Genomic DNA, 15059 nt, shown 5'->3' on the forward strand with positions numbered 1-15059 from the left:
GCGTAACTCCTGCCGCCGGTGTGCGATCTGCAGGGGATTTGCGGGAGGAGGGGCGTTGTGCCGCAGAAACTGCTGTGAGGTGTCGGGATCCCCTGCTCATCGCACGGTTGACGGCGGAGGGGCGGCGAGGAACCAGCAACGAGGACCCAGCAACGAGGAGCAGGAGCGTGCGCCTCAGAGCAGCCGGCGGGCCGAGGCCCACGCGGTCAGCTCGTAGCGGGAGGAGAGCTGGAGTTTGCGGAGGACCGCGGAGACGTGGGACTCGACCGTCTTCACCGAGATGAAGAGCTCGGCGGCGGCCTCCTTGTAGGCGTAGCCGCGGGCGATCAGGCGCATGACCTCGCGCTCGCGGGCCGAGAGGCGGTCGAGTTCGTCCACCGACTCCGCCTGCTCGCCCGCGAGCGCACCGAAGGCGTCGAGTACGAAGCCGGCCAGACGCGGCGAGAACACGGCGTCCCCGCCCGCCACCGCGAGCACGGCCCGGCTCACCTCGGCGCCGGAGCTGGCCTTGGTGATGTAGCCGCGGGCGCCGGCTCGGATCACGCCGACCACGTCCTCCGCGGCGTCCGAGACGCTCAGCGCGAGGAAGCGCGACGGCGAGCCGACGCTGCGCCGCAGCACCTCCGCCCCTCCTCCGCCCGCGCCGCCCGGCAGGTGCACGTCGAGCAGCACCACCTCGGGCGCGAGCGATGCGACGAGGGCGACGGCGGTATCCACGTCGGGCGCCTCCCCCACGACGTCGAGCTCGGGAGAGAGGTCGGCGCGCAGACCGGAGCGGAAGATGGAGTGGTCGTCGACCAGCAGCACGCGGGTCACCGCTCGACCTCCGCGGGGAGCCGCAGATGCACCTCGGTACCGATGCCGCCGACTCCGGGGCGCACCATCGCGCTACCGCCGGCCCGCGACATCCGACCGATGATCGACTCGCGAATGCCGAGCCGGTCGCCGGGGACCTCGTCCAGGTCAACGCCGGGACCGCGGTCGCGCACGAAGACGTCGACGCCCTGCGCGGACGACTCCAGGTAGACCGAGACGTCGCCGCCCGCGTGCCGCGCCGCGTTGAGTACGGCCTCCCGCGTCGCGGCGAGGAGGGCGGCGGAACCGGCGACCGACGCGCCCACGGCCACCACGTCGAGGTGCACCGGATAGTCGAGCTCGACAACGGCGGCGATCGACCGGACCTCGGCCGCCAGGTCGTTGGCGACGGGGACGTCGCGCTCGAACAACCAGTCGCGCAGCTCCCGCTCCTGGGCGCGGGCGATGCGGGCGACCTCGCTGGAGGCTCCGGCTCGGTTCTGGATGAGCGCGAGGGTCTGCAGCACGGAGTCGTGCAGGTGCGCGGCGATCTCGGCCCGCTGCTCCTCGCGCACGCGGGCGGCGCGCTCACGCATCAGCTCGGACCAGAGGGTGACCACCCGCGGCGCGGCCAGCACACCCGCCGCGATCAGCAGCACGCCCACGGCGAGCACGGCGTCCAGGGCACTCGGGCGCCCGGTGAGCACGGCCGCTCCGGCGAGCACCAGCAGCGAACAGGAGGCGAGACGCACCGCGGAGCCGTAGCGCGCAGGCCGCGCCGGGTCGCCGCGGTCGAGCCCCAGAGTCCAGGCCACGGCTCCGCCCGCGAGCAGCCCGACCGCGACGAGGGCGCGGGTGACGTCGGCGTCATCACCGGGGCCGACGGTGATCAGCACGGCGAGCACCGCGACCGCGGCGGCGAGGGTCAGCAGGCCGGCGACGGGAGCGGAGCGGCGGACGGCCGGGTCGGCGGCGCGCGCGTCGGGCGGCGCGAGCGGCACCAGTGCCCAGAGCCAGAGGTAGAGGAGGGCGCCGCCCCCGCCGAGCGCGGTGGTCGCGAGGGCGAGCAGGCGGGTGGCGCGCACGCTCCAGCCGAGGTGTTCGGCGAGGGCGGCGCAGACTCCGCCGAGCAGGACCGTCCGCGGGCGCCGCAGCGGAGGGCGGACGGCGGTGCCGGGGACTGTGCTCACCCCTGCATCCAAACAGGTCGACCGGGCGAGCGGGGATGCTCTCAGGGTCGGATCAGGGGTTCCCCCGATGGTCGGGCACGGGGGGCGCACGGGAGACTCGCAGCATGACAGGACACAGCACGACCCCGCCGGACGGCACGGAACGAGACGGCGCGGAGCCGGACGGCACGGAACGAGACGGCACGGAGCCGACCCCGATCGGGACGGGGCCCGCAGGCGAGGATGCCACGGGAAACGCGCGCAGCGGATCCTCGCAGGCCGGCGTAGCCGCGACAGGCAGCGGATCCTCGCAGGCCGGCGGCTCCCCGCAGGAGCCCGAGCCCACCGACCCCTCGCAGCCCACCCACCCCCGCAACCCACCGACCCCCCGCCCGTCGCCGAGAACCGCTTCGTGCTCTGGCTGCGCGGCCTCGACTTGCCCCGCCGCCCCGGCTGGATCGGCGGCGTCTGCGCGGGTATCGCCGACCGACTCGGCATCGACCCGCTGATCGTGCGCGGCATCGTACTCGTCGTCGCGGTGCTGGGCGGACCGGCGCTCCTCCTCTACGCCGCCGCCTGGCTGCTACTGCCCGACCAGGACGGCGCACTGCCGGTGGCGCGGCTGCTCCGCGGCTCGCTCGACCGGGTGCACGCCGCCATCGGCGCCCTCGTGCTCGCGTCGATGCTGCCGGTGGCCCAGGGGTTCTGGTCGCTCGGCAGTGCCTACGCAGGGGCGGTGCCGTGGGCGCCTGCGACCGGGGGGACGCTGTGGTCACTCGTGGTGCTCGGACTGATCGTGGCCTTCGTGGTCTGGGTCGTGCGCCGCAGCCGCCGGTCGGACGACGCGGCCGCTCCGTACCCCGCCGAGGGCCCGTCCGCGACCCGGCCGTACCCCACCGCCTCCCCTCCGCCCCGCCTACCCCGCGCCCGACCCTGGCCTGCAGGACGCGCGCCCCTCCTCCCCCGAAGCCGTTGCCGACTGGCGCGAGCGTCAGGAGGCGTGGCGCGCCGAACGGGAGACGTTCCGCGCCCAGCAGGCAGCCTCGGCCCGCGAGACGGCCCGCGCCCGGGCGGAGGAGGCGCGTCTCGCCGCCGCCGCCGTCACCGCCGCGCGCCTGGAACGCCACCGCCTCCGTCGCGCCGCGAACCCGCGACTGCGGGCGAGCCTCACCCTGCTCGCCCTGGGGGCCGCCGCCCTGACCGGCGCGCTGGTCTCGCTCACCGCCTCCGGACCCACAGCCCTCGTGGTCGGAGCCGCGTCCGCCGCGCTCGTGCTCGCCGTGGTGATCGTGCTCGCCGGGCTGCTCCGCAGGCGCGCAATCGCGCTGATCGCCCTCGCGACGGTCGCGCTCATCACGGCCGCCTGCGCCGCCATGCTGCCGACCGACCGCACGCTGCTGCCGGTGCTCGGCTCCTACGGCTTCTCGAGCGCCGCACCCGGTCGCTTCGCGACCCTCGCGGCGAGTGACCTGCAGGTCACGGTCGTGCCCGGCTCCGAGAGCACCGGCGAACCGCTGGACCTCTGGGTCGGCTACGGGCGGGTGTCCGTCGCCACGATGGCGGGTACCGCGGTGCGCCTGGAGGCGACCACCGAGGACACGGGCCTCTGGGTGGTCGACGCCGACGGGGGCGCGGTCGACGCGCCCCGCGAGGTCCGCACCGCCGGCGGCCGGCAGATCTGGACGCAGACCTTCGGCGACCCGGACGCCGAGCCGTTCGTGGTCCGCATCGCCCAGGAGGGCGGCTCGATCCGCGTCAACGACTCCACCCCGGACGCCACGAACGACACCGCCACCCCCGGCGCCACCCCGGCAGCCACCCCCGAGTCAGGAGCCGCACGATGACCACCACGCCCACCCCCTCCCCCGCGCGCCCGCGGATCCGAGTCGGCGCCGTCGTCTACGGCCTTGTCCTCGCCGCCGCTTCGATCGGCTTGCTCGTCATCTCGGCCGACCCGGTGCTGCGCGCGCAGGTCGTCGAGCGCGGGATCACCCTCGAGCCCGGGGCCGCGCTCGCCCTGGTGATCGCCGCGCTCGGCACGGTGGCCCTTCTGTTCGGCCTCACCCGCGTCCTCCGCCGCTGAAATCCGTCCCCTCCACCGGCGGTCATGCCGCCCTGCGCCACCGAGAGCCACCGCTGATGGAGCTGAGCACCGCCGCGGTCGTCTCGGCCGAGCGGGAGGCGCTGCTGGGTGAGGCGCGGCTGACGCCCGTCGACGAGCGACACCTGTCAAGCCGATCGCGACGAATCCGGAGCCGAGGGCGTTCGCAGGCCGATCATCGCGCCGTCACCGCCGATGTGGCACCCAGACGGGTGGTGCGATTCTGCGAGGATCGAGAGCAGCACGATCATCGTCTCGATCCGCCCCGTCGGATCCCTCCTCGACTAGGACGACACTGTGGGAATTCGCGAGTACGGACGCCTCCTCCGCCGAGGCTGGCTCGTCATCTCGATCTTCGTCACCCTGGGTCTCGCAGCCGCCTCGGTGGCGACGATGGTGTCGGAGTCGGAGTACCGCGCGCAGACGACCGTGTTCGTCTCGGTGTCGACCGCCGACAATCAGTCCAGCGCCGAGGTCGGCGCCTCCTTCACCAGCGCGGAGGCTCGGGTCGCCTCGTACGTCGCGCTGGTCGATTCCAGCTCGGTGCTGCTGCCGGTGATCGAGAAGCTCGACCTTGACCTGTCCGTCGGCGAGCTCGCCGCCGAGGTCACCCCGGCCGCGCTCCCCGGCACCGTCATCATGAGCATCGACGTGGTCGACGCCGAGGCCCGGCGCTCGGCGCAGATTGCGGATGCGGTCGCCGAGAGCCTGCGCAGCTATGTCGCGCAGATCGAGCGCCCCGTCTCGGGCGGCGCGAGCCGGGTCGACGTGAAGGTGCTCGAAGCCGCGTCGGTGCCCAGCTCGCCGCTCAGCCCGGACCTGCTGGTCTACCTGGTGCTCGGCGGAGCGACGGGCCTCATCGTCGGCGTCGGCGTCGTGGTCTTGCGTTCGCTCAGCGACTCCCGCATCCGCTCGGCGAAGGACGTCGCGGTCGGCACCACCCTGCCGGTGCTCGAGTCGATCCCCTACGACGCCGCGATCCGCCGCACGCCCCTGGTGGCCGATGGCCGCAGCGCCGTGGCGGAGTCGTTCCGAATGCTGCGCACGACGATCCTTTTCGGCTCCGGCACGTCCGAGCGCACCCTGCTCGTGTCTTCCGCGCGCGAGGGCGACGGCAAGAGCACGGTGGTCGCGAACCTCGCCGTGTCGATCGCGCAGATCGGCCGTACCGTCGTGGTGATCGACGCCGACCTGCGCGACCCGGCCCAGTCGACGCTCTTCCGCATCCCGACCGGCGGGCCCACGCTCGCCGAGCTGCTGCGCACCGGCACCCTCCCCGCCGACGGATCGCTGCCGAGGAGCGCCCAGGGCGTGACGGTGCTCCCGGCCGGCGGCAGTCAGGCGAACCCGAGCGACCTGATCGGCACCCCGGCGATGGAGCGCGTGATTGCGCACCTCGCGCGCCGGTACGACCATGTGATCGTCGACTCGCCCGCGATCCTGTCGGCTACCGATGCGGTGCTGCTGGGCAAGCTGGTCGCCACGACGGTCCTCATTGCGGGGGCCGGAGTGTCGTCCTCGGCCGACCTCGTCGCCGCGGCCGATCGCCTACGGGACGTCGGGGGCGATGTCCTCGGGTCCGTGGTCGCGCAGGCTCCTCGGAGCGCGCTCGTCACGGCGTCGGCGTCGGCCTGAGACGCGGAGGCGCGGCGGCCTGCGCCGGCGCCCCTCTCCGCGCGCTGTGGCGAGGTGCGCTCCGGTGGCGGTGTGTGGCCCGTCGAGGTGAGCGGCTGTGCGCGAGGGTGGGGCCTCGTGCTGGCGGGTGCCGACCGGGCGCACCACGCGCGGCCCCGGCTCCGCCCGTCCTGCCACGATCCCCATACCGCAGACGATCCAGAGCGTGAACGCCACCGGCCCCTCCTGGAGGGTCGGCAGCACGGTGTAGCTGACCAGCGTGCCCGCGACCACGGCCGTGGGGAGGAAGCCGTCGAGCGTCGGCGCGCGCAGCCCGCGGAGGAACAGGTACACCAGCAGCGCCGCGAAGAGCAGCATTACCAGGATGCCCGATTCGATCGCGAGCACCAGGAAGAAGCTCTCCACCAGCACGCTGTCGGTCGAGTACAGCTGCGCGCGCGGCCCCACCTTGCCCAGCCCGAAGCCGAACGGGTGCGCGACGAGCAGCGGGATGTTCTCGAGCAGGCTGTCGCTGTGGCCGATCAGCGACGGGTCGGCGACGTGCGAGATCACCTTGTCGACGTAGAGGTAGAGGGTGCCTCCGCCGATCGCCGCCGCGGTCGAGACGGTGAGCATCGCCCAGACCAGCATCGGCTTCGCTCGGAACAGCGCCCACGCCACCAGGGTCACCGCGAGCATCGCGAGGCCGATGTAGCCGCTGCGCGACTGGGTGAGATACACGGCGACCAGCGGCAGAACCGTCAGCCCGCCCTTCAGCCACAGCGGCCAGCGCGGTCGGGTCCACAGCACGGTGAGCGCGATCGTGACCGCGACGGCGCTCTCGTTCGGGGCGCTATAGGGGCTGAATCCGCGGGGCACGATGCTGCCGGCGACGAAGAGGGAGGAGGGGAACGGCGTCTCGGGCGCGAGCGGAAAGACACGGAGGGTGAACAGCCAGTCCAGGCCCTGGCTCCAGGTGAGGATCGTCGTGATCGACGAGAGCTGCACCGCGACAACGAACGCAGTCGCGAGGATCGCGAGGTGGCGCTTCTCGAGCACGGCGGGCACGACGATCAGGGCGAGGAACGGCAGGAAGTCGTTGCGCCAGCCGTAGGCCGCCTGGATCGGATTCGCGGTCCACACCGCCGAGACGAGGCCGAGCCCGACGATCATCAGCACCAGCACCACGATCGGCACCGGCACCCGCCTGATCCGACCGCTGACGAGCGCGAGCAGGAAGAGCCCGAGGATCACGCCGTCCTTGATCGCGCCGAACGCCGTCGCCGTGGCGCCCGGCAGGAACGCGGACGCAACTCCGTTCGCCGGGAGCACGAACACCAGCGCGAGGACGCCCAGCCAGGGCAGGCCGAGGCCGTCGCGGCCGAGGATCGTGCGGAGCGAGCGGTGGGCGCGGACCGGGCGGCGGGCGAAGGTCAGGGCTCCCGCGCGCGGAAGCGGCGGCGCCGTCCGGGTCATGCCGTGCCGCCCCGCATCGTCAGACGGCGGAGGGCCAGAGGGACGTCGGAGGGCCGCGGGAGGATGGTCCGCGCCGGCGGCCGGATCGCGAGCACCATCACCACCAGCGCCATCAGGATCCCGCTCGCGTTGGCGATGGCGGCAGCGATCGCCCCGTTCGCCGGGCCGAACGCGAACAGGAGCCCGAGGCAGGTGAGCAGCCCGGCGCCCTGCGCGATGGTCAGGCTGATCCCGCGGTTGCGGGCCGAGAGCACCTCGGCGGCGCTCACGGTGACGACCACAAAGACCGAGCCGAGGATCGCGAAGAAGACCGCGGGCATCGCCTCCGCGAACTGGTCGCCGAAGAGCAACGGCACGCCCCACGGAGTGACGACGGCGAGGAACACGGCCGACGCCAGGCCGACCGCGAAAGCCGAGCGCAGCACGTCGCCGGTGGCCGTGATGCGGGCGCCGCCCTCCGTCCGGCTGATGTCCGAGAACACCGGAGCGGCGACCGCGTGCGCGAGGAACACCGGCAGGGTGCCGATCGTCACGGCAACGGAGTAAAGGCCGGCCTGGTGCGAGCCGATCAGCGGCAGCATGACCACCTGGTCGAGCCGCTGATAGGCGGCGTCCGAGGCCTGCGCGCCGTAAAAGGTGACGGAGCCGCGCAGCAGTGGCCGCCAGGGCGCCGAAGCGACCCCGCGGGGGCGGTTCAGGAGCGACCCGATCAGCGCCGTCACCGCGGAGCCGGCGAAGTTCGACCAGATCACCCCCGAGACCGTGATCCTGTCGAGCAGGAACAGCACGATGATCCCGCCGACGTACACGAGCGGCTGCGTGGCCTGGAGCAGTGCGACCGCGCCGAAGCGTCGCTGCGCTCCGACGACGCCGATGTCGATCATCCAGCAGACCATGAGCGGCGTGCCGGTGAGCGCGACGAACACGGCGAACGTGGCTGCCTCGTCCAGCGCCGAGAGGAGGGTCGAGGTGAGCAGCCAGGCGATCAGCGCCGCCGGGATCGCGGTCAGCAAGGCCAGCCGCCGGGCGGTGCGGACCGCGCCGAGATCGCCCGCCGCCGCGAGCACGCGCCTGCGGATCTCGAGCGGCATCCCGAGCGCGAGCACGATGGGGATCAGGTACATCGAGGCGAGAGCCGCAGCCGTCTCGCCGCGTCCGCTCGGGCCGAGGGACTGAGCGATCAGCGGGGCGCTGACCAGCCCGAGCGCCGCTACCGAGAGGCGGCTCGCGAGCATCGTGATCGGGGAGTTCAGGAGGCGCAGCAGAGCGCTCACGAGGCCTCCGCGGCTCGGGCGCCGACAGCGGCGAGCAGTCGCTCCTCGAAACCGTCGAGAGCGAAGGTGCCGGTCTCATCGCGGATGCTCAGGTGCATGCTGTCCCGCATCGGCGCCAGCTCGACCCACACGCCGAGCGGGAAACGCAGGTGCGCGGGTATCCCGCTGATCATGGTGTCCGGCTCGATCCGCGGCAGCAGCTCCTCCGAGACGGTCACCTCGGTCGAGGGCAGCGAGACGTGGATCTCCCACGGCACGCGGGGCGTCCCGCTCGGCGGGAGGCGGGCGGCGAGCGGATGCCGCACGAGGTTCTTCACCCCCAGCAGCGCACTCGCGAGCAGCCAGGTTGCCGGGAGCCCGGACTTGGTGGTCACGGACAGGCGCTCGAGGAGCGAGGTCGCCGACCAGTCGTCGGCGCGGAGGCGGCCGAGCGGGAGGGAGGGCGAAAGGTTGCCGGAGACCTCGGTGCCCTTGGTGATCCAGCGGCGGGCGTCGACGGGGACGACGACGCGGAAGTCGAGACCGTCGGCGCCGCAGTCCTGCAGGCAGCGGAGCACCAGGCTCGCGGTCTTGAGCGACACCGGCGGGCGGGCCGGGCGCTTCCCGTCGCGCGCCCGCTCCGGGGTCGCGGCGATCGCGCGGAGCGTGTCGGGGCCGAGAACCGTGCTGACCAAGCGGGTGCGCCGCTCCGACTCCTGCTTCGAGAGGGTCTCGTCGAGCTGATAGCCGGTGTCGGTGGCAGCGGTGAGAGTGCGGAAGGTGTCGCGCGCCTTCCGCACGCCGGCCAGCCCCGTCAGCTCGAATCGCTCCATGAGTTCGCGCAGCGCAGAGGTGGCGAGCGGCTGCGGAGCGACTGCGTCGGCTCCCGGAGACCCCAGCTTCTCGATCACGAGCGCCACGATCGCGGTCGCCCCCGTGCCGTCGAAGAGGCTGTGCGGAAGGGTGAAGCCGACCGTCGCTCCGTCGAAGAGGATGCGCACCGGCAGCTCCCCCGCGGCGAAGTTCGCGGCGACCAGGCGCTGCACGAAGTCCTCTCGCTCGAGCGGACCGTCGACGACGATGACGGCGCGCCCCGCCGCGTCCAGAGCTGCCGCCACGTCGATCCGACGCCACGCCCGCACGCGCGCGCGTCGCCGCAGGAGCACCGCGCCGCGCGGCGAGAGCAGCACATCGCGCAGGGCGGTGCACACCCGCTCCGCCGTCACGCCGGTCAGCGAACCTACGTGGTAGCTGATCAGGAGGTCGTCGTAGCCGAGGTCGCGCGCGGCCCTCACGCCCGGCTCCTGCTCACTCCCGCGGTGGCCCGCTCGGCGATGACACTCAGGAGCGAGCGCTCGTAGCCGGCGTTCACCTCGGCCCAGGAGTAGGAGTGCACGGCCCGCTGATGCCCGCGATACGAGAGCCGCTCCTGCTCGATCGGGTCGCCAAGCACGTCGAGCACACCCTCCGTTATCGCGTCCGGCGTGGGAGCGACGAACCGCCCCGCCTGCCGGAGCACCTCGCGGTTGAAGACGGTGTCGCGGGCGACGACCGGAGCGCCGCAGGCCATCGCCTGCACGAGCGCCGGGTTGGTGCCGCCGACGCTGTGGCCGTGGAAGTAGGCCCCGGCGTGCTGCCAGAGCGAGTGCAGCCGGGTGTCGTCGCTGACGTGACCGAACCAGTGCACGCGCACATTCTGTTGTGCGAGGGCGCTGACGGCCTGATCAATCGGGCCGCCGTAGCCGGAGGAGCCGACGATCACCACGTCGTGGCTGCGCGCGATCCGCTCGGCCGCCTCGACGAACTCGAGCACGGTGTTCTCCGGGACGAACCGCGCCACGAGCAGGGCGTAGCCGCGGTGGCACAGTCCCGGCTCGACCGGGTAGTCCGGCGGGACGTCGCCGCCATAGGGGATCACGTCGCCGTCCCGGCCGAACTCCCGCTTCCAGCGCGCCTGGATCGCCGCCGCGTCGTAGACCATGCGGTCGCCGTGGCGGGCGGTCCAGACCGCGCCCTGGTGGAAGACGAACTTCGCGAAGCGACCCCACTTGGCGCGGTCCCACTCGATCCCATCGACGTTGACGACGGTGGGGATGCCGCGCTGCTGGAGGATCGGCAGCCAGAACCCGTTGGCGCAGTTGAGCACCAGGGCGACGTCCGGCTTGCGCTTCGCGGCGTCGAGGGCGGCGGTGAGGCCGTAGGACAAAGTGCTGAGCGACTTGCTCTCGATTCCGTACGTCTGCCGCGTGATCACCCGCTCATCTCTGTCCGGATCTTCGGGGGCCGTTGTCCCTGATCGTCCATAGACGGTGACGTCCCAACCCTGTTCCGCGAGGAATGGCGCAAGACGCCGGACCGCTGTCTCGAATCCCCCGTAGTAACTGGGATAGCCCCGCGTGCCAATAATGGCAACCGACCTGCCCATGTCCCGGTTCTCCCTTGTTGTGCTCGCGTCTCGCTGAGGGCGATCGCCCGACAAAATATGCTGTCGCAGTACCAGGCGATGCGACGGTGCACGATATTCATTCAACGATGTTCTCAGACGCCGAAAGCGGGTATTGGCGCTCATACTAGCTGCCCGCGAACCGCTGTCCGCCACCGCTGGAGGTACAGAATGGCAACCCCCATCAGGAAGAAGACCGCGAGGATCAGGACGGTCATCCCGACGATGATGCGCGGTCCTCCCGACAGCTCCGGATCGAGGAATCCATAGACGTACCGCGCGGTGAGAGCGCCTCGCACGAAGGTGTATGCGAACCACAGCACCGGGAACACCATCACCAGCCAGACCAGGCGTGGATCGACGGGGCGCTCGCCCGGCGCCGCGAGTAGCTCGAGCAGGGCGAACGCCGGCACGAGCACATGCAGGACGATCGTGCTCGGGTTCAGCTGCGCCGGATCACCGAGCACAGTCGGCCCGTAGATCACCAGGAACAGGCCGGACATGCTGAGCAGAGTCGCCACGTTGAGGGTGCGCATCGCCGTGATTCTGCGGGATTCTCCCGTGGAGGCGGCGCTTCGGCGTCCGCTGGAACGTGCTGATCGCCAGGCGCTGCGGCCCGCGATCACGAACACGATGACCGAGAGAGTGTTGGTGAGCGCCGTGATCGAACTGAGGAAGTCGGCGGTCGCGTCGGAGCCCACCGCGGTCTGCGCGACGACCGTGTCCAGCACGACCAGCGCGCCGAGCGCGGCGACGGCCCAGCGGACGAGCGCGGTGCGGCGTCGAGTTCTCATGCTGATCCCCCTCGGTGCGGACGTCCGGAGCGACCGGCACTCGCCGCCGTTGGCCACCGGAGTCCGGTACCGGAGCCAGTCCTCTACCGGAGCCAGTCCACTACAGTCGGGACATCCACGAGAAGCCTATTCCCAGACGGGGGTCGAATGCCCGGCACAGCTCCCCACCGAGAATCGCTACGGGTCCTGCTCGATGGTAATTGGTGGATTCGCGGCCCGATCTCGAATCGCGAGGTTATGCGCGAAATCACCTTCACCTGGGCGCGATTACATCCTGAGGATTCCCTTACCGTTGCCGTACCCCTGACGGGGGTCAAAACGGCGCGTCAAGAGCTTGCGGGACTCGCCCGAGTAGTGTCGACAAGACTTCGCCCGCAGGGGATCAGCGCCATTCTCGAACTCGCCCTGCTCTCTCTCCGACTCCGCCCAGACATCACGCTGGCGCACAACTTCACCCCCCTTCTTGGCCGGTCCGCCGTGTTCATCCAGGACTTCCTTTTCTTGTCGAACCCGGAGTGGTTCACCCGCACGGAACGCGCCTACTTCTCGCTCATGCCGCTCAGCGTTCGCCGTGCCAACGTGGTGATCGCGAGCAGCGTCGCGGAGTCGGAGCGCATCGTCCGCACGTCGGCCGCTCCCCGCGCGGTGCCCGTCGGCCTCGGCCTCAACCGGGCGTTCGCCGCAGCAGAGCCCGTCGCTCCCGCCGGCGTCGACGGACTGGACGGCTTCCTGCTCGCCGTCGGCCGCCTCACCGCCCGCAAGAATCTGGCCACCACCATCGAGGCGGCGCTCGCGTCGGGAGTGCTCTCGCCCTCCTTCCCGCTGCTCGTCGTCGGCGAGGCGTCCGGCGCGCTCGCCGAGTTCCCGCCCGCGGTGTGCGCCGCCCTCGACGACCACCTCGTGCGCCTGCTCGGCCGCATCGAGACGGAGGAGCTGCGCTGGCTCTACGAGAACGCCGCGCTGTTCCTCTTCCTCACCCTCGACGAGGGCTTCGGCCTGCCCACCCTGGAGGCGCTCGCCTGCCGCACGCCGATCCTCGCCAGCGACATCCCGGTGTTCCGCGAGATCCTCGGCGAGCGCGCGCGCCTGGTCGACCCGCGCGACGTGCCCGCGATCGCCGCGTCGATCCGCGAGCTCGTCGCGAATCCGCCCCAACCGCCGGATCCGACTCCAGTGCTCGAGTACTACAGCTGGGACGCCGTGGTGACGCGCCTGCGCGCCGCGATCACGGAGGTGCTGCCGTGAGCGGGCCGACCGTGTCGATCGTGATCGTCACCTACAACAGCGTCGGCGTCATCCGCTCCTGCCTCGACGCGCTCGCCGACCGCGACGGGAGCATCGAGATCCTGGTGGTCGACAATCTCTCGCGCGATGAGACGGTCGCCGTGCTGCGCGCCGAGTACCCGGACGTGACGGTGGTCGAGAACACCGAGAACGCCGGCTTCTCGCGCGCCGTCAACCTCGGTGCCGCCCACGCCACCGGTCGCCACCTGCTGCTACTGAACCCGGACGCGCAGATCTCGGCGGTCGTCGTCGGCTCGCTCGCGTCACTCCTTGAGGCCGACCCGACGATCGGCGCGGTCTCTCCGCTGCTCGAGAACGAGGGCGAGGACGTCGTGATCGTCGCCGCGGGGCACGCCCCCACCGTCCGCCGAATGCTCCTGCACCAGAGCGGCCTCTCGCGCCTCGGCCGACGCTTCCCCGCCTTCGAGGGCCACTACCTCTTCGCCGCCGATTTGCAGGGGCGACCGCGCGATGTCGACTGGGTGAGTGGCGGTTGCCTGATGATCCCGCTGGCCGTGTGGGACCGGATCGGTGGCCTGACCGATCGCTGGTTCATGTACGCCGAGGACGTCGAGATCTGCCTGCGCCTGCGCGCCGAGGGCCTGCGGGTGGTCCTCGATCCGCGACTGCACGCCCTGCACGCGATGGGTGGCTCCTCGAGTGGCGTCGACGGCCGCGTCGGCACCGCGTGGATCGTCAACCTCTTCGACCTCTACGGCTGGCGGATGGCCAGCAGCGACGCGCAGCAGCAGCTCTGGCGCACGGTCGTGCTGGCCGGTATGGCGTCGCGGATGCTCGTCTACCGGCTGTCCGGGCTGCGACCCGGGCGGGCGGAGGCCTCGGCCGGGCAGCTGCGGCGGTACGCGATCTACATGCGGGCGCTGCGGGCCGCTCCGCTGACGCGCGACCGGGAGCCGCTCGGCGAGTGACGCGATCGTGACGCGGCGGCAGACGGACCGGCGCCGACGGATTCAAGCCGAGGTGTTGACATCCTTTCTAACGCGCGTTAGTTTCGGTTCTGGCGCGCGACAGGGAGGTTGGCGCGCGACAGGGAGGTTGCCGGATGACACGGAAAGCAGTCACGATGAGTGACGTGGCGCGCCACATCGGAGTCTCCCGCTCGGCCGTCTCGTTCGCGTTCAACGACGAGAAGCAGGTCTCCAGCGAAACCCGGGCCCGAGTCCTCGCCGCCGCGTCAGAGCTCGGATACCGCCCCAACGCCGGCGCTCGCGCCCTCGCCGGGCGCACGACCGACCTGTTCGGCCTGGTCACCGACATCGTCTCGACGCCCTTCGCCGGCGAGCTGATCGCCGGCGCGCAGGAATGGTTCTGGGAGCACGGCAAGTCGCTCATCATCGTTGGCACCTCGACCCCCGAGCGGCCCGACCGCAAGTCGGTCGAGATGATGCTCGAGCACCGGGTGGGCGGGGTGATGATCGCCACGACCTACAACCGTGCGATCGCGATCCCGAGCGAACTCGACGACATCGACATCGCCCTGGTGCACTGCTACGACGAGGCCGGCCGACACCCCTCGATCGTCCCCGACGAGCACGACGGCGGCTACACGGCCACCCGGCTGATGCTCGACCGGGGCCGGCGCCGCATCGCCCTCGTCGGCATCGACAAGCACCTCGACGCTGCCCGCGGCCGGTTCACCGGCTACCGTCAGGCGCTCCACGAGGCCGGCATCCCTCTGGATCCCGAGCTCGTCGTGGTCGGCGGCGACAACGCCACGTCGGGCTATCGAGCCACCACTGAGCTCCTGTCGCGCACGAGGCCCGATGGCCTGTTCTGCGGCAATGACCGCATCGCGATGGGAGCGTACGACGCCGCGCGCGAAGCCGGCCTGAGCATTCCCTCCGACCTCTCGATCGTCGGCTTCGACAACCACGAGGTCATCGCCGACTATCTCCGCCCCTCCCTCACCAGCATTGCGCTGCCCTTCCGCGAGATGGGGCGGCTCGGCGCAGAGCTGCTCGTCCGCGGCCCCTCCGATCGAGACCTGCCGCGGCAGACGGTGCGCTGCCCGCCGATCCTCCGCAACTCCGTCTGATTCCCCTACCCCCTCTGCCCCCGCAGAGGCTCCTCATGTGGCGACGACCCCAGCCCCCGGTCCTTGCCCGTTCC

13 protein-coding genes and 1 pseudogene are annotated in these 15059 nt (G+C 71.8%); 7 read left to right on the top strand and 7 right to left on the bottom strand.

The annotated features are described in order from the left end of the window. Positions 1-174 precede the first annotated feature (174 nt). Both C1O28_RS13140 and C1O28_RS13145 read right to left on the bottom strand, forming a co-directional pair. Positions 175-816 carry a LuxR C-terminal-related transcriptional regulator gene (locus tag C1O28_RS13140; protein ID WP_097167194.1) on the bottom strand — a complete coding sequence of 214 codons (642 nt, stop codon included), beginning with the start codon at positions 814-816 and terminating at the stop codon, positions 175-177. Further along, a complete protein-coding gene (locus C1O28_RS13145; protein ID WP_097167195.1) occupies positions 813-1985 on the bottom strand; it encodes a sensor histidine kinase in 1173 nt (390 codons plus the stop codon). Before C1O28_RS13145 ends, C1O28_RS13140 begins: the two co-directional genes overlap by 4 nt. A gap of 67 nt (positions 1986-2052) precedes the next feature. On the opposite strand from C1O28_RS13145, the pseudogene C1O28_RS16165 reads away from it, so the two are divergent. The 4 genes and pseudogenes from C1O28_RS16165 to C1O28_RS13165 all read left to right on the top strand — a co-directional run. Further along, positions 2053-2547 (top strand): annotated as a pseudogene (locus C1O28_RS16165) (PspC domain-containing protein); the annotation flags it as partial. Between the two features lie 661 nt (positions 2548-3208). Then, positions 3209-3808, top strand: a complete 600-nt coding sequence (locus C1O28_RS13155; RefSeq protein ID WP_104346950.1) for a hypothetical protein — start codon at positions 3209-3211, stop codon at positions 3806-3808. Continuing rightward, the gene (locus C1O28_RS13160; RefSeq protein ID WP_097167197.1) at positions 3805-4047 is read left to right on the top strand and encodes a hypothetical protein; all 243 of its coding nucleotides are present in this window, start codon (positions 3805-3807) and stop codon (positions 4045-4047) included. Before C1O28_RS13155 ends, C1O28_RS13160 begins: the two co-directional genes overlap by 4 nt. 315 nt (positions 4048-4362) lie before the next feature. Beyond that, the gene (locus tag C1O28_RS13165; RefSeq protein ID WP_097167198.1) at positions 4363-5700 is read left to right on the top strand and encodes a tyrosine-protein kinase domain-containing protein; all 1338 of its coding nucleotides are present in this window, start codon (positions 4363-4365) and stop codon (positions 5698-5700) included. Here C1O28_RS13165 and C1O28_RS13170 read toward each other — a convergent pair. The 5 genes from C1O28_RS13170 to C1O28_RS13190 form a co-directional block, all read right to left on the bottom strand. Further along, positions 5614-7155 (bottom strand): O-antigen ligase family protein, encoded by a 1542-nt coding sequence (locus C1O28_RS13170; protein WP_097167199.1) that lies wholly within the window; start codon positions 7153-7155, stop codon positions 5614-5616. The two genes, C1O28_RS13165 and C1O28_RS13170, sit on opposite strands and share 87 nt — an antisense overlap. Next, a complete protein-coding gene (locus C1O28_RS13175; protein ID WP_097167200.1) occupies positions 7152-8429 on the bottom strand; it encodes a lipopolysaccharide biosynthesis protein in 1278 nt (425 codons plus the stop codon). The genes C1O28_RS13170 and C1O28_RS13175 overlap by 4 nt, the downstream gene beginning before the upstream one ends. Continuing rightward, on the bottom strand, positions 8426-9703 hold the full coding sequence (locus C1O28_RS13180) for a hypothetical protein (protein ID WP_097167201.1): 1278 nt from the start codon (positions 9701-9703) through the stop codon (positions 8426-8428). The genes C1O28_RS13175 and C1O28_RS13180 overlap by 4 nt, the downstream gene beginning before the upstream one ends. Further along, entirely contained in the window at positions 9700-10833 is a 1134-nt protein-coding gene (locus tag C1O28_RS13185; protein ID WP_097167202.1) for a glycosyltransferase, read from the bottom strand. The genes C1O28_RS13180 and C1O28_RS13185 overlap by 4 nt, the downstream gene beginning before the upstream one ends. 140 nt (positions 10834-10973) lie before the next feature. Continuing rightward, positions 10974-11645: a Pr6Pr family membrane protein gene (locus C1O28_RS13190; protein WP_097167203.1), complete on the bottom strand. Its 672-nt coding sequence runs from the start codon at positions 11643-11645 to the stop codon at positions 10974-10976. Positions 11646-11999: 354 nt separating this feature from the next. Here C1O28_RS13190 and C1O28_RS13195 point away from each other — a divergent pair, with 354 nt between their 5' ends. From C1O28_RS13195 to C1O28_RS13205, 3 genes are all read left to right on the top strand, one after another. Further along, on the top strand, positions 12000-12890 hold the full coding sequence (locus C1O28_RS13195; protein WP_164861121.1) for a glycosyltransferase family 4 protein: 891 nt from the start codon (positions 12000-12002) through the stop codon (positions 12888-12890). Then, positions 12887-13858, top strand: a complete 972-nt coding sequence (locus C1O28_RS13200; RefSeq protein WP_160487566.1) for a glycosyltransferase family 2 protein — start codon at positions 12887-12889, stop codon at positions 13856-13858. The genes C1O28_RS13195 and C1O28_RS13200 overlap by 4 nt, the downstream gene beginning before the upstream one ends. A gap of 134 nt (positions 13859-13992) precedes the next feature. Further along, on the top strand, positions 13993-14985 hold the full coding sequence (locus tag C1O28_RS13205; RefSeq protein WP_097167206.1) for a LacI family DNA-binding transcriptional regulator: 993 nt from the start codon (positions 13993-13995) through the stop codon (positions 14983-14985). Positions 14986-15059: the final 74 nt, after the last annotated feature.

It is taken from the genome of Rathayibacter rathayi, from assembly GCF_004011095.1.
Taxonomy (GTDB): Bacteria; Actinomycetota; Actinomycetes; order Actinomycetales; family Microbacteriaceae; genus Rathayibacter; species Rathayibacter rathayi.

What these genes read in the sequence shown, in the direction of transcription:
- C1O28_RS13170 (WP_097167199.1), bottom strand. Translation starts at nt 7,155, where the DNA reads ATGACCCGGACGGCGCCGCCGCTTCCGCGCGCGGGAGCCCTGACCTTC.
- C1O28_RS13190 (WP_097167203.1), bottom strand. Translation starts at nt 11,645, where the DNA reads ATGAGAACTCGACGCCGCACCGCGCTCGTCCGCTGGGCCGTCGCCGCG.
- C1O28_RS13185 (WP_097167202.1), bottom strand. Translation starts at nt 10,833, where the DNA reads ATGGGCAGGTCGGTTGCCATTATTGGCACGCGGGGCTATCCCAGTTAC.
- C1O28_RS13160 (WP_097167197.1), top strand. Translation starts at nt 3,805, where the DNA reads ATGACCACCACGCCCACCCCCTCCCCCGCGCGCCCGCGGATCCGAGTC.
- C1O28_RS13205 (WP_097167206.1), top strand. Translation starts at nt 13,993, where the DNA reads ATGACACGGAAAGCAGTCACGATGAGTGACGTGGCGCGCCACATCGGA.